Source organism: Phocaeicola sartorii JCM 17136 = DSM 21941, assembly GCF_054653615.1.
Genome location: NZ_BAAIFW010000005.1, coordinates 1,314,169 through 1,331,555 on the forward strand (window position 1 = coordinate 1,314,169; position 17,387 = coordinate 1,331,555).

General features: G+C 42.8%; 10 protein-coding genes and 1 tRNA gene. 5 read left to right on the forward strand and 6 right to left on the reverse strand.

Annotated features, from left to right (window positions below; genetic code table 11):
• Window positions 1-37: 37 nt before the first annotated feature.
• From ACYQ0C_RS05485 to ACYQ0C_RS05495, 3 genes are all read right to left on the reverse strand, one after another.
• Window positions 38-1,333, reverse strand: a complete 1,296-nt coding sequence (locus ACYQ0C_RS05485; protein WP_016278509.1) for an L-cysteine desulfidase family protein — start codon at window positions 1,331-1,333, stop codon at window positions 38-40.
• A 138-nt stretch (window positions 1,334-1,471) separates the two neighbouring features.
• Window positions 1,472-3,499: a protein-disulfide reductase DsbD family protein gene (locus ACYQ0C_RS05490; RefSeq protein WP_016278510.1), complete on the reverse strand. Its 2,028-nt coding sequence runs from the start codon at window positions 3,497-3,499 to the stop codon at window positions 1,472-1,474.
• A 131-nt stretch (window positions 3,500-3,630) separates the two neighbouring features.
• Window positions 3,631-5,382 (reverse strand): AraC family transcriptional regulator, encoded by a 1,752-nt coding sequence (locus ACYQ0C_RS05495; protein ID WP_016278511.1) that lies wholly within the window; start codon window positions 5,380-5,382, stop codon window positions 3,631-3,633.
• Window positions 5,383-5,515: 133 nt separating this feature from the next.
• On the opposite strand from ACYQ0C_RS05495, the gene ACYQ0C_RS05500 reads away from it, so the two are divergent.
• Window positions 5,516-5,600, forward strand: a tRNA-Ser gene (locus ACYQ0C_RS05500).
• Window positions 5,601-5,839: 239 nt separating this feature from the next.
• Complete coding sequence (locus ACYQ0C_RS05505; RefSeq protein WP_016278512.1) at window positions 5,840-7,051, forward strand: site-specific integrase; 1,212 nt, start codon at window positions 5,840-5,842, stop codon at window positions 7,049-7,051.
• 553 nt (window positions 7,052-7,604) lie between these two features.
• On the opposite strand, the gene ACYQ0C_RS05510 is transcribed toward ACYQ0C_RS05505, so the two are convergent.
• Window positions 7,605-8,453 (reverse strand): RES family NAD+ phosphorylase, encoded by an 849-nt coding sequence (locus tag ACYQ0C_RS05510; protein WP_016278513.1) that lies wholly within the window; start codon window positions 8,451-8,453, stop codon window positions 7,605-7,607.
• A 611-nt stretch (window positions 8,454-9,064) separates the two neighbouring features.
• On the opposite strand from ACYQ0C_RS05510, the gene ACYQ0C_RS05515 reads away from it, so the two are divergent.
• From ACYQ0C_RS05515 to ACYQ0C_RS05525, 3 genes are all read left to right on the forward strand, one after another.
• Window positions 9,065-10,927 carry a hypothetical protein gene (locus tag ACYQ0C_RS05515; RefSeq protein WP_016278514.1) on the forward strand — a complete coding sequence of 621 codons (1,863 nt, stop codon included), beginning with the start codon at window positions 9,065-9,067 and terminating at the stop codon, window positions 10,925-10,927.
• Window positions 10,928-11,419: 492 nt separating this feature from the next.
• Window positions 11,420-11,725 carry a MerR family transcriptional regulator gene (locus ACYQ0C_RS05520; RefSeq protein WP_016278515.1) on the forward strand — a complete coding sequence of 102 codons (306 nt, stop codon included), beginning with the start codon at window positions 11,420-11,422 and terminating at the stop codon, window positions 11,723-11,725.
• A complete protein-coding gene (locus tag ACYQ0C_RS05525) occupies window positions 11,722-12,051 on the forward strand; it encodes a hypothetical protein (RefSeq protein ID WP_016278516.1) in 330 nt (109 codons plus the stop codon). The genes ACYQ0C_RS05520 and ACYQ0C_RS05525 overlap by 4 nt, the downstream gene beginning before the upstream one ends.
• Window positions 12,052-12,207: 156 nt before the next feature.
• Here ACYQ0C_RS05525 and ACYQ0C_RS05530 read toward each other — a convergent pair whose 3' ends face one another.
• Together ACYQ0C_RS05530 and ACYQ0C_RS05535 are read right to left on the reverse strand one after the other, a co-directional pair.
• The gene (locus ACYQ0C_RS05530) at window positions 12,208-13,230 is read right to left on the reverse strand and encodes a hypothetical protein (RefSeq protein WP_016278517.1); all 1,023 of its coding nucleotides are present in this window, start codon (window positions 13,228-13,230) and stop codon (window positions 12,208-12,210) included.
• Window positions 13,231-13,266: 36 nt separating this feature from the next.
• Window positions 13,267-17,235 carry an N-6 DNA methylase gene (locus ACYQ0C_RS05535; protein ID WP_122287921.1) on the reverse strand — a complete coding sequence of 1,323 codons (3,969 nt, stop codon included), beginning with the start codon at window positions 17,233-17,235 and terminating at the stop codon, window positions 13,267-13,269.
• Between the last annotated feature and the right edge of the window lie 152 nt (window positions 17,236-17,387).

Consider the following 17,387-nt stretch of genomic DNA (forward strand, 5'->3'; position numbering starts at 1 on the left):
ATTCGTTTTTTTGACTCTCTTGTCTCTATCTATATCTTTAGTCACATTGTTTATGTGTCATGATATCCAATACCAGCTTGTCGGTCTCATTCATGCCCTGTGAGCCGATTCTGGTCAGGTTGCGGATGCTGCGGTCCACATCATCATCAATGATGCCTTCCACCGATGATACGCACTTGTGTTCCATCGCCAGTATGGCTGAAAATACGGCAGTAGAGACACCACTGCTCAATTTCAGAGCACAACTGGGCTTGGCCCCGTCACAAATCATACCTGTCAGGTTGGCAATCATATTCTGTACGGCAAAAGTGATTTGTTCGTAAGTGCCTCCCATCAAGTAAGTGATACCACAACTGGAGCCAGTTGCCGCTACTACACAGCCACATAATGCAGACAGACGTCCCAGACTTTGTTTGATGTAGATCACTGTCAGGTGACTGAGTGTCAGCGCACGGATCAATTCCTCTTCTGATTTATGGTTGTCCTCGGCATAAACCACTACCGGCAGGGTGGCTGTAATTCCTTGGTTTCCACTTCCCGAGTTGCTCATGACAGGAATCATGGCTCCCGCCATACGTGCGTCACAAGCTGCCGAGGTGTAAGAAAGGATATGGGTAAATGTGTTACTTCCCAATAGTTGTTCTTCGCTTTTGCTGCTTTTCAGAATCTTGCCTAATTCGTGACCGTAGTTCCCTTTGAAAGACCGTTCGGCTGCCGCTTTGTTCAAGCGTTTGGTTTCAAGGATAAAACGGATTTCATCCAGCGGTGTGGTGGTGGCGAAATCGTACACTTTCCGTAAGTTCAGCTCCGGCTCTATGGCATCTTCATTGCAGGTGGAGCTAGTCTGTTTGTTTAGTAAGACTTGGCTGTTGAGGGCCACATATACAAAATTGGTATGTCCGCAAGCAATGATGGCCGTAGCTTTATCACCGTCAGCCTCACAGCTAATTTCGATGTATAGTTTTTCTTCTATATCCTCTTTCAGCCCGATAGAGATGGCTTGGGAATCAATCAGTTTCTTACCCTCTTCTACGGCTTCAGGGGTACTGTCTTTTAAGACTTCCAGCTGATATTCGGATTTCCCGATCAATGCACCTAAGGCGATGGCGATAGGTAGTCCAATCATTCCTGTCCCCGGGATGCCTACTCCCATGGCATTTTTTAGAATATTGGCGCTGAGTAAGGCTTTGATCTTTTCAGGTCTTTTACCTAGCGTTTCAGTTGCTTTTGCTACACAAAGAGCTACAGCTATGGGTTCTGTGCATCCGATAGCCGGAACTACCTCGCGATTTATAAGGGCAATGATTTGCTCTCTTTCTGGTTTAGCGATCATAGTAGATATATTATTAAGGGGTCTTGCAAAAGTCTTTTTGGAGGTGTGTCAAAACTTGAATAAAACGATCATCTGTTTTGTCTTTTTGTGATAGGTTTACTTAGTTTTGACTCCCCTCCGGCTTTTGACACACTTTGGTTATTTTTTATAGTTTTGTAATCCTGTCTGAAGGAAATCGACATATTTGTCTATATCCTCATCGTATGAGTATGATTTATTCAATGGTTTTCCCTCATTGTCAATCAATACGTAGAAAGGTTGTGCGTTGGCACCGAATTTAGAGCGTTGCAGGTAGCTCCATTTATCACCGATCGTGCGTAGTGTACGTTCCTTGCCGTTCTCCATCACTTTAATGTGCTCGGGCAGTGGGGTTTTGTTATCAACGAACAAAGTAATCAGTACATAGTCTTCGGTCATCAGTTTGTTTACTTTCGGGTCGGTCCATACAGCAGCTTCCATTTTACGGCAGTTTACACATCCGTAGCCTGTAAAGTCGAGCATTACCGGTTTTCCGGTGCGTTTTGCATATTCCATACCGGCATCGTAGTCATCAAACTGAGCATGTACTTCGTTGGTATATAAGTTGAAGTCTTGTGTATTCATAGGAGGAGCGAACGCGCTGACAGCTTTCAAAGGAGCCCCCCATAAGCCGGGTACCATATATACTGCGAATGCCAGTGAGATCAGAGCCATAAAGAAACGGGCGACACCTACTTTGTCATCATCGTCATCGTGGGGGAATTTGATCTTGCCCAGCAGATAGAAGCCTAACAAAGCGAAGATCACGATCCACAAAGCAAGGAATGTCTCACGGTCTAGAATTCCCCATCCGTATGCCAGGTCGGCAACCGACAGGAATTTCAAAGCAAATGCGAGTTCAAGGAAACCTAATACTACTTTGATAACATTCATCCAGCCACCGGATTTAGGCATGGATTTCAACCATGATGGGAACATGGCAAACAGTGTGAACGGTAATGCTAATGCAAGAGCAAACCCTAACATGCCGATAGCAGGGGCGACCACACTGCCTGTCGTAGAAACTTCTACTAATAAAAAGCCGATGATGGGACCTGTGCATGAGAATGAAACCAACGACAGTGTGAACGCCATCAGGAAGATGCTTAACAAGCCACTGGTCTGCTCCGCTTTGCTGTCTACCGCGTTGCTCCATTTGGAGGGGAGAGTCAGTTCGAATGCTCCGAAGAAAGAGGCGGCGAACACAATCAGCATCAAGCAGAAGAAAATGTTAAAGACAGCATTCGTGGAAAGTGCGTTCAAGGCACTGGCACCGAATATCAAGGTTATGGCAAGGCCTAATAATACGTAGATCACTACGATGGATGCACCATAAGTCCATGCGTCACGGATTCCTTTCTTTTTGTCTTTGCTGCGTTTTAAGAAGAAACTTACTGTCATCGGGATGATGGGCCATACACAGGGAGTGAATAAGGCAAGCAATCCACCGATAAATCCGGCAAAGAAGATGTAGATCCATGAACGGTCTTGTTGTGATGTTGTTTCACCGAATGCGTTCAGCTCTTGGATAACCGGAGTCCAATAATCCTGTACGGCCTTGTCATTGCCGATCAGGGCGGCAGTTGTGGCACTATCTGTTGCGGTAGTTGTAGCGGGTGTTTCCGTTACTGGAACTTCCGTCGGGGCTGTTTCTGCGGGTTCAGTAGTCTTGGCTGTAGTGGCAGCGGCAACTCCTTTTCCGGAGAAAGAGAACGGAACCTCAGTAGGAGGCAGGCAGTTTTCATCGTTGCAGGCACCGAATTCCATGTAACCTTCTATCATGTAAGTGGCACCGGTTATCTTTAGTTTCTGAATAAAAATGGCGGTGTTTTCAAAGTAACGTAATTTCATTTCAAACACCTTGTCGAAGTTTTCAATTTCTTTACCTTGTGGGGTGAGTTCTCCTACTAGTTCCACACCTTCTTTCTTATCTACATTGAATGTGGCGGAAATAGGACCGCCCGAAGGAAGGTCTGTAGAATATACATGCCATCCGGCATCAATTTTGCCAGTGAATACTATTTGTGCTTCCGTGTCGGAAATCGTCTTTAACTCGGTCTTGAATTGTACCGGATCTTGAATCTGGGCAACTGCAGGAAGCAGTGCCATAACGATCAAGAGGCAACTTAAAAAAAACTTCTTTTTCATTACGTGTATTTTAATTTGGATTAATATTCGTATCGCAAAGTAAGGGATAATATCTTAGATATACCCTTCTGTACCTATATAAATATCGGCAATTGCCGTTTTCAGAATAAAAAAAAGAGCAAATAGATAGTCTATTGCCCTTTTTGGAGTTCCATTACTTTGTTTCTATATTGGGAGGGTGTCATTCCCACTGAGGACTGGAAAAGATTATAAAAGGTGGAGATGGAGTTGAATCCCAATTCCGCTGAAATAGCTTTCAGCGGAGTTTCATTATTGGGGTCGGACAACAGGCGGATAGCTTCTTCAATGCGGAAACGGTTTACATAATGGGTGAAGGATAATTTGGACTGTTCATTGATGATACGTGATAAATAGGTGCGGTTGGTTCCCAGAATATCCGCCACTTTGTCTTTTGTTATAAAATTATCTTTGTAAATTTTTTCTTCTCTCATGATACGTTCCAATGTACGGAAAAGTTCTAGGCTTTTCTCATCGGTCAGTGAGGAAGATGCATACTTCTCGGAAGCGGAACTCATGGAAGGTGCACTGGTCTCCAGTTCTTTTATACGGCGGTTCAGTTCCGTTTCTCTTTTGATTGCTTCCTGGTTTTGCTTGACAATACTTAAATAAAGTTTGTTTTTACGGCGGTAGAGGTAATAAAGTAACCCTAAAACGATTACAATGATGATAAGAATGAAAGTCTGTTGCTGTATGCGCTGTTCTTTCCGCATTACATCCAGTTTGCTTTGTTTTATCAAATTTTCCTGCCGCTCAGAGTCGTATTTGAATCGCATTTCACTTAAATCTCTTTCTTTATCCTTGTTGAAAAGACTGTCGTTCTCCAAACGGAATATTTTGTAATAGTTCAGTGCGTTATGATATTGGTGTAATTGTTCATAACAGGTGGACAGATTTTCATATAGTTCATTGCGATGTATGGCGTTGGCGCGTGCATAAGAGATAGCAATACCTTGTTTTAACAATAAAATAGCTTCTGTTTGTTTGTTTTGGTGCATCAGTACACGTGCATATCCCAGATGAGCATAGACTATGGAGGACGTTTGTGCCGCCTGTTTGTCTTTCATGGCCTTTTTGTAATATTCCAAAGCTTGGGCATATTCGCCCATATCATATAATATGTTGCCAAAGAGATTGTAGGTATGGGCCTGATCGTAGAAGTCATTTTCCAGCATCAGTGTTTCGGCTTCATGGATATATTTCATTGCCTCCTCGTTCTGCTTCATCAGAAAATACATATAGGCGGAATTTACAGCACCGGAATAAATGACGTATGGATTACGCATGCTGTGTCCCAATTCATAACACTCTAATGCATATTTGGTGCCGGCTGTATCTTTTTTGAGATAGTAGATATTTGCCAAATTGCCCAGAAGCAAAGCGTATTGTTGTTGGAAATTATTTTGTTGTGCCAATTGGATACCTTTATAAAGCCATCGTATGGCACGGTAGTAGTCGGTTTCAATATTTGCCGAATAGAGTCCGAGATTGCCATAAACAGAACAAAGGGCTGAGTCATTATTCAGTTTGGTTGCCAGTTCAAGGGAAAGATTCAAGTTCTTTTTGGCTGTTTTTTCCCGTCCGCTCATCATTTGTGCTTGTGCTTGGTAGATATATGAATAGAGTTGGAGTAAAGGCTTTTTGGTCTTGTCCGCTACGTTTTTCATAATCTCGGCATAAGTGATGGTTTTGGAATAATCCCCTTTATTTAAATAATATTGGCATAGAAACTTTAGCGCATCCCCGTTATCAGGTTCTTTTCTGATGATTTCCAGCTGCTTCTCAAGTACGACCGGTCGCTTTTGCGCTTGTACACAAAAGGGTATCCAAAGCAATAACAGTAAGAAAAAACACTTTAGTTTCATACGCTTTTATTCGGTTGAGAGTGCAAATATAATAAAATCTTTAATTTTTCTGGTCTAAAGGTATTGCATATTTAAAATAAAGTCGTACCTTTGCAACGCTTTCAACGGAAAGCACTTCTGATAAAGGAGTTTTGGAGAGGTGGCAGAGTGGTCGATTGCGGCGGTCTTGAAAACCGTTGTACTGCGAGGTACCCGGGGTTCGAATCCCTGTCTCTCCGCTGGAAAGAATTGCAAAACAAAGAAAATCCCTGTAAATTAATACTTTACGGGGATTTTTTGTTTTTGGTGCATAGCAAAAATAAGCATATCAAAGCATTCTTTCGGTGTACTATTCGGTGTACCTGTTTGCTTTCAATGTCAGGTACACCTATTAAGTAAATAATTCATTGTTTATCAGTATTTTGCATCTTGACTTGTTGCTCTTGGAAATTTAGTTTTGTGATTAAAAACAAGTAAGATGGAAAGAACAACATTTTGTCTATTGTTCTACATTCGTAGGACGAAATTGAATCGGAACGGTGAGGCTCCGATAATGATGAGAATTACAGTGAATGGAGTCCGGGTTGACGCTTCAGTGAAGAAAACAATTCTTCCGGAATTTTGGAGTGTGGCAAAAGGAAAGGCTCTGGAAAAGAAGCGTGAGTACAAGGAACTAAATCTGTATCTTGATTCTATCCGTTTGAGGATAATGAAAATACAGCGTGAACTGGAAATAGAAGGTGTAGCGGTTTCTGCCGGCAGTGTCCTGGAGCGTTTTTTGGGTAAGGATGCCCCCGTACAACGTACTCTGTTTGAGGTTTTCCGTGAACATAATGATAAATGCGCCCAATTGTCCGGTACGGACATGGCGCCTGCAACCGTGCAGCGTTATGAGACATCCTTGAAGCATACTCAGGATTTTGTCTGGGAGACATATCATAAGAAAGATATTCTTTTGGATGAAGTTTCCCGCCAGTTTGTTGAGGATTACGAGTTCTGGCTTAAAACCTCGAAAAAGTGTTGTCATAATACAGCCACCAAGTATCTGAAGAACTTCAAGAAGATTATCCGTATCGCTTTGGCCAAGGGATGGATGAAGAATGATCCGTTTTTGGAAATCAGGTTCTCGTTGGATAAGGTGGAGCCGGACTTCTTGGAAGATTCGGAAATCCGAAAACTGATTTCAAAGGAGATTGATATTCCACGGCTGAGTCAGGTGCGGGATATTTTTGTGTTCTGTTGTTTCACTGGTTTGGCCTTTTCGGATATTCACGGATTGAGAAAGGAGCATATTGTGGAGGACTCGAATGGTGTCAGGTGGATACGAAAGGGGAGACAGAAGACCAAAATCATGTGCAACATTCCATTGATGGAAATACCGTTAAAGATATTGGAGAAGTATTCCACCAATGAATATTGCAGGAAACATGGTGTACTTTTTCCGGTGCTTTGTAATCAAAAAATGAACGCGTACCTCAAGGAACTGGCTGATATTTGTGGTATTAAAAAAACATTGACCACTCATGTTGCGCGTCATACTTTTGCCACTTTTGCCTTGGCCAATGGTGTCTCGATAGAGAGCGTTGCTAAGATGTTAGGACATACCAATGTTCAGATGACTCGTCATTATGCGCGTGTGTTAGATCGTACAATAATACGTGAGGTATCACAAATAAAGGTTGACTTTTAATAAGTAGATTGATAAAAAGATGAGAAAAGTGCTATTTGTGTATATAAAGTTGAAATACAATCGTTTCTTTATTTCAACTATACTCTATGACTGAGAAAGTAATAAGGATTTTTTGATGTAATTATTCTATTTTGGTTGTATGGTGTTTAGAATAATTACTTTGAGAGAACCAACAGCTTGCTACGATATAATATCAGTCGACTCAGCAACCATGAAAGTCTTATAGCTTGGTTGCTGTGTTGAAAGCTCATTAAAAAGGAAGTATTATATTAAAGATCAGGTTATGTTCTCATTTGCATTAGTCTATTAAAATTATAACAGTAGAATATTGAATATTTGTATCCTATGATAATGAAAGAAATTTGTAAAAGAATTGCCCACTTGTTTATGGGTATAATAGAGTATATATAGTAAAATATATATGTATAGTTTTTGGGGTGTTTTCAATTAGATTACTACAAAAAAAATGAATACCAACTAACTAACAATGCTTTGAGTATAAATTGGTAGGTTGATTTTTCTGATTTACTGAGTATTTCAGATTGATGTGAAATTATTCTGATATTTTATATTTTCCTAAATAGTCGATGAACTCAACTTCATTATTACGTATTCTCAATAGTCGATGATCAAAATCACTTCCAATTTTGTCTCTAGCATCTAACTTTATATTTTCAATTTTTATTTCACGAGATGATATAGGCTCGCATTTTTTGTAATTATATATGGTTAAATTGATTCCATCATTGTGGAGTGAACTGCTAAAGCGAATTCCGTCATATCCTAAACTCTTAATATATTCAGAGATAATTTGAGATGGGATATAGTCATCTGGATTATTGGTAGGAAATGAGAATGCGCCTTGAATGTATGATAATATTAATTGTTCTTTGGATTTTGCTCTATCTGGAATTCTGTAATCGATGACCAAATCTGCTAGAGTTAAATTTTCTTTTACGGTTATTTCAGCAAGATTTATATTATCGGTAAGTAATGGACGCACTTCGAATATGGCAGTAACGGGGCTTTCTGCCATATATAAATACCGGATAAATTTAGGGTTGGCTCGCCCGTCCCGAACAAAATTATGATTGGGAGGAATAAATGATGCTTCTTTAACAAGACCTCTAAATCGATTGGATTCATTAAAATATCCACTATGATTATTGTTCTTATTACAGAATATTTTTAAAGAATGATCTTTGAGGGCCTTTTCATCAATGATACGAGCTCTATAATATATTGTATTAATTTTAATATTGAGTGTATGCTCTGAAATGTATTTTTTTAATATTTCAAGCAATGGATGAGTGATGAAGAATCTATTTTTGTGATAAACTTCATCTTTGAAAGAATTCCATAATTCATAGGTTTCTATTTCTAATTGGGTTCTATTATCCATAATTTATGAAGAGTATTTTAAGCGTATGAAGCTATGTGATTTAATATAACTTGGAATTTTAGCACTGTATATAAATGTTGAAAATATAGGTAACGATTTAGTTACCAAAGCCTTGCTTTAAGTTATACAGTTTTGCATAAAAATAAATAATTTTGTATACAAAGATAGGGAATAGTTGAATTGTAAACAAATATATTCATATGTGTTTTTAATTGAAGAAATTACTATTCCAGTGTCATAATAAAAAACAAGTGTTTTTTACCTTTTTAATATTTTGCTATATGCAAACTGAAAATCAATCATTTCTCTATTTGTTTCTGCCAAATTTTAATTACTTTTGCAAACAAGGTCTTTTCCATAGAGCAAGGACAAAGCACAGTAAAAAATAGGTTAAGGTTCAAGTATCTATTACGCTTGCTTTTCATGAGGTTGCTGCTCTTCTTATATGTAAAAGAACTATTTATGAGCCTATATTAGTTGCTTGTATGAATGATACACAGTGATAGAAGCCGAGATGTAAGCTCTTAAATTGAAAGACTCATGTGTCAGAGATAAAAAATAAAATACACCGTTAAGCAAATATTGCTACAAAAAATATTAGTGAATCAATTATGGTGAATGAAAACCTTTTAGCTACATATTCATTACTATCTTTTATAAGAGATACGTATGGCAGTGAATGTAACGAAAGTCTTACACAACTTTTCGTTCCATTAATTAAGGAAACTCTAAATAGGATGTTACGGAAGAAGGGGACAGCAATAATGGGTAAAGACTATTCTGAGATTTTCGATTCTGTAAGAGAGAATTTTCAAATAGAAATACCAATTCCTGTGATTATTACCTTAATGCCACAGGTTTGCAAATATTCGGGAGGTAGTTTTACTCTAAATAGTGATCATTCGTTTATTATTGATTCAGAATGTACATCTACGATTACTGAAGATTATCAAAACCAAAAAAAACTAATAAAAAAACTAGCAAACAACTACAAAATCTATTGTAAGGGACGCAATGTACCTTACGATTTTGAAGAGCTTGTGACTTTTATTCAAGATCAAAAGAATCGAATCTTTAACGATCAGTCCACTGCCATCTATAATCAATCATATCACGTTTCAAAGTATGTTTATGATAGAATAAAAAAGAAAGACTTTTATTTCGATATCATTTGTAGCATTTATCTTGGTGGAATTATTTCCTCTTATTTTAAATTTAAAATAAAAGATCGTATTATTGATACAGAATTATTAGTTGATACCAATTTTTATATCAGTTTAATTGAACTTAATACTGAAGAATCTTATGCTGCTTGTAAACAATTATACGACTTGACTATTGCGATGGGATTCCGTTACTCAATCCTTGAAACAACAGTAGAACAGATTCGTATTTTATTATCTAGTAAAGTCAGACAGTTTAAGTCTAAAGATTTATTTGCAACATTGGATGTTGCTGATATACTTTCTGCATGTGGTAGACGCGGTCTGGATCGCTCTTTTCTAGAAGCATGCAAGGATAATCTGAAGAACGATCTTTCAGAAAAAGGAATTTCTATTGTATACAACCAGAATATTCGAGCACTTTATGAAAAGACGGGTAAATCAAAAGATTTGCAGACTCTCACCAATATTCGTGGAAATAGAGAAAGTGCTTTTAATGATTTATTAGCTCAGGAATATGTTGCGTATAAACGAAAAGATAAAATTATAGCAGAATTTAACGATGTGAACTGTTGGTTTTTAAACAACTCCTATTCTGTTAATAGGAAAGAAAAGAGCCTACCTGTCTGGCAGAGAATTAGCATTACTGCTTCTGATTTGCTTGTGTTACTATGGCTTGCAAATCCGTCTCTTTCTATTGGAAATAGCAAAAGTATGCTTGCAATGACAAGTCTTTCTGCTAATGTGATTAAATACCGTTCTGAACATTATCCGTCTCATAAGGTTATTTGCAAAATACAAGATAGAATTGCAAGATTACAAATAGAAAATAATATAAGTGAAGCATCTATTGCCAAGTTATGTATTAGAATGTCAGAAGGTGAAATTGATCGGAATGAAGCTGATAGATTATTAACATTGTCATCTCCGGCGTTGTTAGAATATATCAATCGAGCTACAAAGAATGAAGATATTTATCTCGAAACTTCAGAAAAGAATGAGATATTATCTAGTGAAAACAATTCTTTAAAAGCCCAATTGGAGGATAAATGTATTGAAAACAAACTTATGAAAATGAGAGTATGGGGAGTGGCATACGCTATTATTGTTACTGTAGTCTATTGGTTGGGGATAAAATATGTGAATCCCAGTCCAATAACTTGGTATGAATATTTGGGTCATATAATATATTGGCTTGTTACCACAGTTTGTGTAAATTGGTATAATCACATGTACTTTGTGAATGGTATAATTTCTTTTTTCAAGCGAGATTTGATAATTAAGAAGATTAGTGAAAATTATCCTGTATAAATTCTATATTTTGTAGTGAGGTGAGATGGGGGAATATTCTGAATAAGTTTCAGTAGATGATGTGTAGATATTTATTTAGGTGTTTAAAATGAGGTGAAATAAACTTAGTTCAAAGATATAAGCGAGAATATTTATAAAGAAGCTATTGATAGATATAGTGATTAATATTCTTCGTGTTCGCCTACTTTGGGTGTTTAATAAAATTTTGAGAATAGAGAACGATATTACCTTGCATTAAGAATTCCAATGTAAATATAGGTGTTTCTTAAATTTATAGTGATTACTTTTGTAGGTATTTATTGTATTATCTAATAATAAACGCAATATTAAATATTTGCTTCTTTAAGAATGGCCGGAAATTGTTTCTGGCCATTCTTTTATTTCATTTTGTCGTTTCCTGTCTTTTTTTGGCGGTTGCTCAACGGTTGAGTAACCAACGGCCTTATAATATCTCCGTAATATTGCACCGTAAACAATAAAAACAAGGTCATTATGAACAACAGAAGAACTGCACCGGGTGGGCAGATGACCCACATGCTCAGTGCCATACTCGCCAAAGTAACCAGCATTGAGAAGTTATTGGCTCCTGCCATACATAACTTGCCCGACAGCGAGATACTGGATTCAAAAGGCGTGCGCCTGCTTACCAAGATGTCCGACAGGACACTTCTTAGACGCCGCAATGACGGTTCGTTGCCTTTCCACCGTGACAAGGGGAAGATTTACTACCGCCGTTCGGACGTGCTGCGTGCCATGCTGCTGGAAAAAGAAGAACACTTTAAAAATAAAAGGTTATGAGAAAGATGATTAAGGTTGAAAGCGGCTTGTTCGCCGCACTCGTGAGAAGTTACAAGAAGTCCCTCAACATGCTGGCCGTGCTGCAACATATCTGCGAGGACAACAGTGTCGAACTCTCCATGCTGCCCGATGAGGTTTGTGAGCTGATAAACCTCGACCCGGCAGAGATTGAGAAACAGCGTCTGAGCGGGCGTCTGCGTTTTGCAGAAGAGGAGAACGGGACCAGGCATTATTCGATTGTGGATATAATCAATCTGAAGGATTCCATTGACTGGAAGGTTATTAACAGACAGGTGGAGAGCCTTTCCTTTGAGGAAGAGGAATGACGGAATGGCTTTCTTCCCTTTACAGACAAGGGTATGGCCGGCAGGCCGGATTTATCCGGATGCCGGCCATACCTTTGTCCTTTCCTGAAAAGCGGCTCTTTGCGGCAGACTGCGGAAGCGCAGCTTCCGGGGTTGCCGCAATGTGCCGCGGGAAACTTAGGATATTTTTTTCAGCCCGTTTGACGGGGCGGCAATTTTCATTGGGGGGACGTGCCTCGCTTTCTGTGACTGTTCCGGTCCGTCATCCGTTCCGTTTTCATGCCCGCCTGCCGGCTTTATGGTAAGCTGTATTTTCCGGTTCAGCGTGGCAAGCTCTTCATTCAGCCGCTTGATTTCCGCATCCTTGGGCCATGAGGCCGCCACAATCTCCTGAAGGACCGGGATGTCCTTCGACAGCTCCGCGTTCTCCTTCTCCCGTTTCTCTATCATGGCGGGAATGCGTTCCAGCGCATTGATGAAGTTCGTGACGGCCAGTTTCGGGTCTTTGGCAATATAACCGTTGTTGTAGGTATATTTGATGCCGTCCAGCCCCTCGACCATGAACTTGTTCTGCAAAGCCTGCATGTCCCCCTCACAGGTCCTTTCGGTACGGACAAGGATACGGAAATCGAACAGGGTCCCGATTTTCATATAGTCATCCTCCGTCCGGGCATTCCGGTTGATTGCGGCAAGCCGGTTGCCGAGTACCTCGATATTGTTCGAGTCCACACCGTCCAGTTTCAGGGGATTGGGACGGAGTCCGGTTTTCGCATCTGCGGGGGCCACCTTGTTGAAATATTCCCAGTCCCTGGTGAAACGCCCGATAAAGGCATTGTTTTTTTCTATTCCCGAAGTCCTTTCATTCAGCTTGCCTTTCGCGTTTCCCTTGTTACGGTGGAATGCCTGCCTCTCGCTTTCGAGGACCGCCAGTTTCTTGTCCAGCTTCGCCTTTTCCAGCAGGTCGTCGTTGCCTGAAAGGATGGCTACGTATTCGCTGAAACTGCCGCCTCCGTTTTCGTCAATCGCCCCCTCGTCAATGGTACGGGCGGCCAGATTGCGGCTTTTGAGCTGGTTGATGAACACCTGCTTGTTTTGCAGCAGGTTGAACTTGTAGCTGTCCAGTGACTTCTCCACCGCATAGATATAGCAGTCCACCTTGTTGCCGGCGTACTGCTTGGCAATAATATTGCCTTTTCTCACCGCACGTCCGTTGCGCTGCTCCAGGTCGGACGGCCTTCAGGGTATGTCCAGATGATGGATGGCCACGGCACGTTCCTGCGCGTTGACACCCGTACCCAGTTTCTGTGTCGAACCGAAAAGGAAACGGATGCGGCCCGAGTTTATGTCCCTGAACAGTTCCTTGCGTGCGTTGTCGCTGTTCGCCTCCTGAATGAACCTTATCTGTTTCTCCGGGATATTGTGGTCTTCCACGAGCTTGCGTCTGATTTCACTGTAGATGTTCCACTGGTCCGGCTTATAAGTGCTCAGGTCCGAGAATACGAACTGTGTGCCTTTCTGGTCAAGATATTTGTAGTAATACTCCGCAATCTTGGCCGCGCAATGGGACGCCTTGTTTCCCGGACTGTCGCCGTATTCAGGGTCTATCAGCCGCATGTCAAGCGACATCTTGTTCGAGTAGTTGGTGGCGATCAGCATCTGTGCCTTCTCCTCCGCCTCGGACAGAGGCTCCCTGTCTATGTAGGTCGCATCCCCGGTTTCAGCGAACTTTATCAGTTTCTGAATGAAAATCTCCTGCTGGGGAGTAGGCGGTATATGATACAGTTGTTCGTTGAGTTCCGGCCTGTCAACCCCCACGTCTTCAGTGGTCTTGTAATCGGTTATCTCCGCATAGAAATTGGCGAGTTCCGGCACCTTGATAAAATAGCGGAAACGCTCTTTCTGCACCACCTGGTTGGTCACTGAAAATTCAAAGTCCGTGCTTTTCTTCGCATAGACTGCGGCCCAGCCGTCAAAGCAGGTAATCCCCTGCCGCTCCATTTCCTTCGGACGGAGATACTTGAAAAGGAGATAGAGTTCGGTCAGGCTGTTGGAGATGGTCGTGCCGGAGAGGAAAGTGGCCCCCAAATCCCTGCCTGTACGCTCCTGGATGGTGCGGATGGCGAAAAGCATGTTCATGGCCTTCGTACTTCCTTCGGGATTGCCCAGGCCGGAAACCCTCGCATGGCGTGTGTTGAACATCAGGTTCTTGAAATTGTGCGATTCGTCAACGAAGAGGTGGTCGATGCCCATCTGCCTGAAATCTGTAACATCATCTGTCCGGTCCTTTATATCCTGCTCCAATTTTTCAAGTTTGGCTTCCAGGTTCTCCTTCCTTCTTTCCAGCCCCTTCTTTATCCAGCCGGTCACTTCATTGCCCTGCTGCTCGAATACGGCGAGGTTCTCTTCGATACTCTCAATTTCCTGCGTATATATCTCCTGCTGTATTTCGGGGGACTGGGGTATTTTTCCGAACTGGTCGTGCGTCAGGATGATGCAGTCCCAGTTGTTGTTCTTGATGTCATGGAATATTCCGACGCGTTTCTCCGGCGTGAAGTCCTCCCTGCCCGGATACAGTACCCTGGCATTCGGATAGGCCCTCCTGAACGTGTCGGCTATGTCATGCACATTGCTCTTGAGTCCGATAATCATCGGCTTGTTCGCCAGTCCGAGACGTTTCATCTCAAAGGCGGCCACGCACATGATGAGGGTCTTGCCCGTACCTACCTGATGGTCGATTATCCCGCCGCCGTTCATCTTCAGCATCCAGACGGCGTTCTTCTGGCTGCCGTACAGGGACGGTATGCCCAGTCCTTTCAGGTCAAGGAACGGGAAACTTTGCAGGGAGCCGTCGTAATCGGGACGTACATAGCAGTTGAACTTGCGGTTGTACATGTCCGCAAGGTTCTGCTTGAACTCGGGCAGCTGCTCGTTCAGCCAGCCGGTGAAGGCGGAGCGTATCTCGTTGATTTTGGTGTCGGCAAGCTGGATGGCCTCCGCATCACGTACCTTTATGTCATTGCCCTCCTTGTCCTGAACAGTCTTGGTTATGTCGGGGACGGTGTTGTGCAGCGCATGTTTCAGCAGGTCATTGCCGTAATAGCCTCTCTTTTCCCCTTTCACGTAATATCTGTCGGTGATGTTCGCGTTGCTGCTCTCGAAGCTCACGCTGAACTCGTCGATGGATTCCGTATAATGGATACGGGCCTTTGTCTCGAAGAGGTATCCGGCGAACTCTTCATATACGGACATGGGTATCCACCGTTCCCCCAGGTTGAAGTCAAGCTGTTCAAAACTTATAGGCTCCGGTATGGCTTTCCGCAGGGCTTCCAATGATTTTTTGCCTGCATCATCATCGGGATGGTCTTTCAGGTAGTTCTCTATCCATTCGGCTTTGGCTATTACATTGCCCGCAATGAAGCGGTCCTTGATTTCATGGTTCTTCATCATGGGATTGTAGAAGATGCGCTCTTCCAGCTGTTCGAGCAGTTCCTGCCTGCCGATGTCGCAGAGATTCTCCATATATTCCAGATTGACCTCGCCGAACTTGTTCAGGGATGCCGCAAGGGCTTCCTGCGGAGTGTCCACATGTGTCACCTCGTTGGCGTTGAACGATACGGGCACGGTGAATATGTCCGCCTTCTGTATCTTCCCGTTGACGGAACGTTCCAATGAGAGCATTTCCCGTCCTCCTGCATCCATCAGCAGGAACTTGGCGTTGTCCTTTCCGTTCAGCTCCCTGAACATGCGGTGGAAACGGTCATACTGCCGGTTCAGTTCCTCCCTTAGTTCCGGCTGTTCGGTTTCCGTTTCGGCTTCCGCATTGTAGAGATTGTGGTAGGCTTCCCGAAGGGGGATGTAGTAGGCGGCCCGGTATTGCTGGGTGACAGTCAGCCTGAGCGGATGGAACTGTACTTCGGGAGTGCCCACTCCCTGCAAATACCCGTATTGCTCACCGGCTTTCACGAGAGAGCCGTTCTTGTATTCGGGACGTATCTCTCCGGTAAACGGACGTGGTTCCATTTCCTTCTTCCGCTCTTCCTCGATTTTTTGTCTGCGCTCCTGCCATCTGGCTTCCGCTGCCGCCCGTTCCCCGGTCATGTCTTCCTGCGTGGCGGCTTCATCGTACATGTTCTCTTGGGAGAAGAGATTGAACATTTCCGGTTCATCCCCTTTCTTTTTGCGGGATGCCGACGGTGCCCGGCCTGGCGAAGGTCTGCTTTCTACCACTTGCACCTCCGTTTGCTCTTCATCCGCATAGGCGGCAAACAGGTTGAGCATGGGTTCATAAGGCTTGGTGGAAAGGAGACTTTTTTCCTGCATCTCCTGCCGGTGCTCCACTGCTGTTGTTTCCGGTGGGATTTCCGGTCCGGTTTTCAGGATAGTGGAAACGGTGGGACGGGACAGGTTTGCCTCATAAAGTTTCCGGTCAAGATGGTTTCCCACATCTTGCGCCAATAACTGCCTGAGATGTTCGGAAATGGTGCCGACACCTCCTTCATGAATAAAATTCATGGCCGGTTGTCCGTACATGTTCTTGCCCATGGATACGGAAGTATGGACGATATGCTCTAAATCGGCATAGCTGTTGTTGATATGGATACCGCCGGATATGATGCGGGTCTCGATAAAGTTCCGCTCCTTTTCGGTCAGTTCCGATTTTCGGGTGTTCTTCTGCAACACAATCAGGTCGCTGCCCACTTCCGTACCCGCATCAACAAACAGATTGTCCGGCAGACGGATGACGGAAACCAGGTTGGCATGGTTCACCAGCCATTCCCTGACGGGGCGGTTCTGTGGCGAGTCCATGACACCCGAAGTCGTGATGTAGGCCAGTATCCCGCCTTCACGCAGCGTATCCATGCCTTTGAGAAAGAAATAGTTGTGTACGGCGGCAAGTGAGAATTTACGCACGGCGTCTTCACTCCGGTCAAAATCCAGGTCATAAACTCTGGTATTTCCAAACGGGATATTGGATGAGACCACGTCGAAATAGTTGTTATAATAGGGCTGTATGGACTGGAAACCGTCTATGGTCACCCTGCTTTCCGGATAGAGGGATGAGAGTATCCTTCCCGTCAGCCTGTCCTTCTCGAAGCAATGGATTTCGGGAACATCCTTCAGAGTGCTGATGAACATGCCCGTTCCGGCGGAAGGGTCAAGAAAACGTTCCGGACGGATTTCCGGTACCAGCAGTGCTTCCTGCATGGCCGTTACCACCGGCTCGGGTGTGTAAAAGGCTGTGAGGACGGAACTTTTAAGGCTTTGGACGTATGCCTTGTATTCTTTCCCGTCTTTGGAATACTCACGCAGAAGTTCATGCAGCAGCCGGACCTGGGGAAACAGCTCCCTGTCTGTCC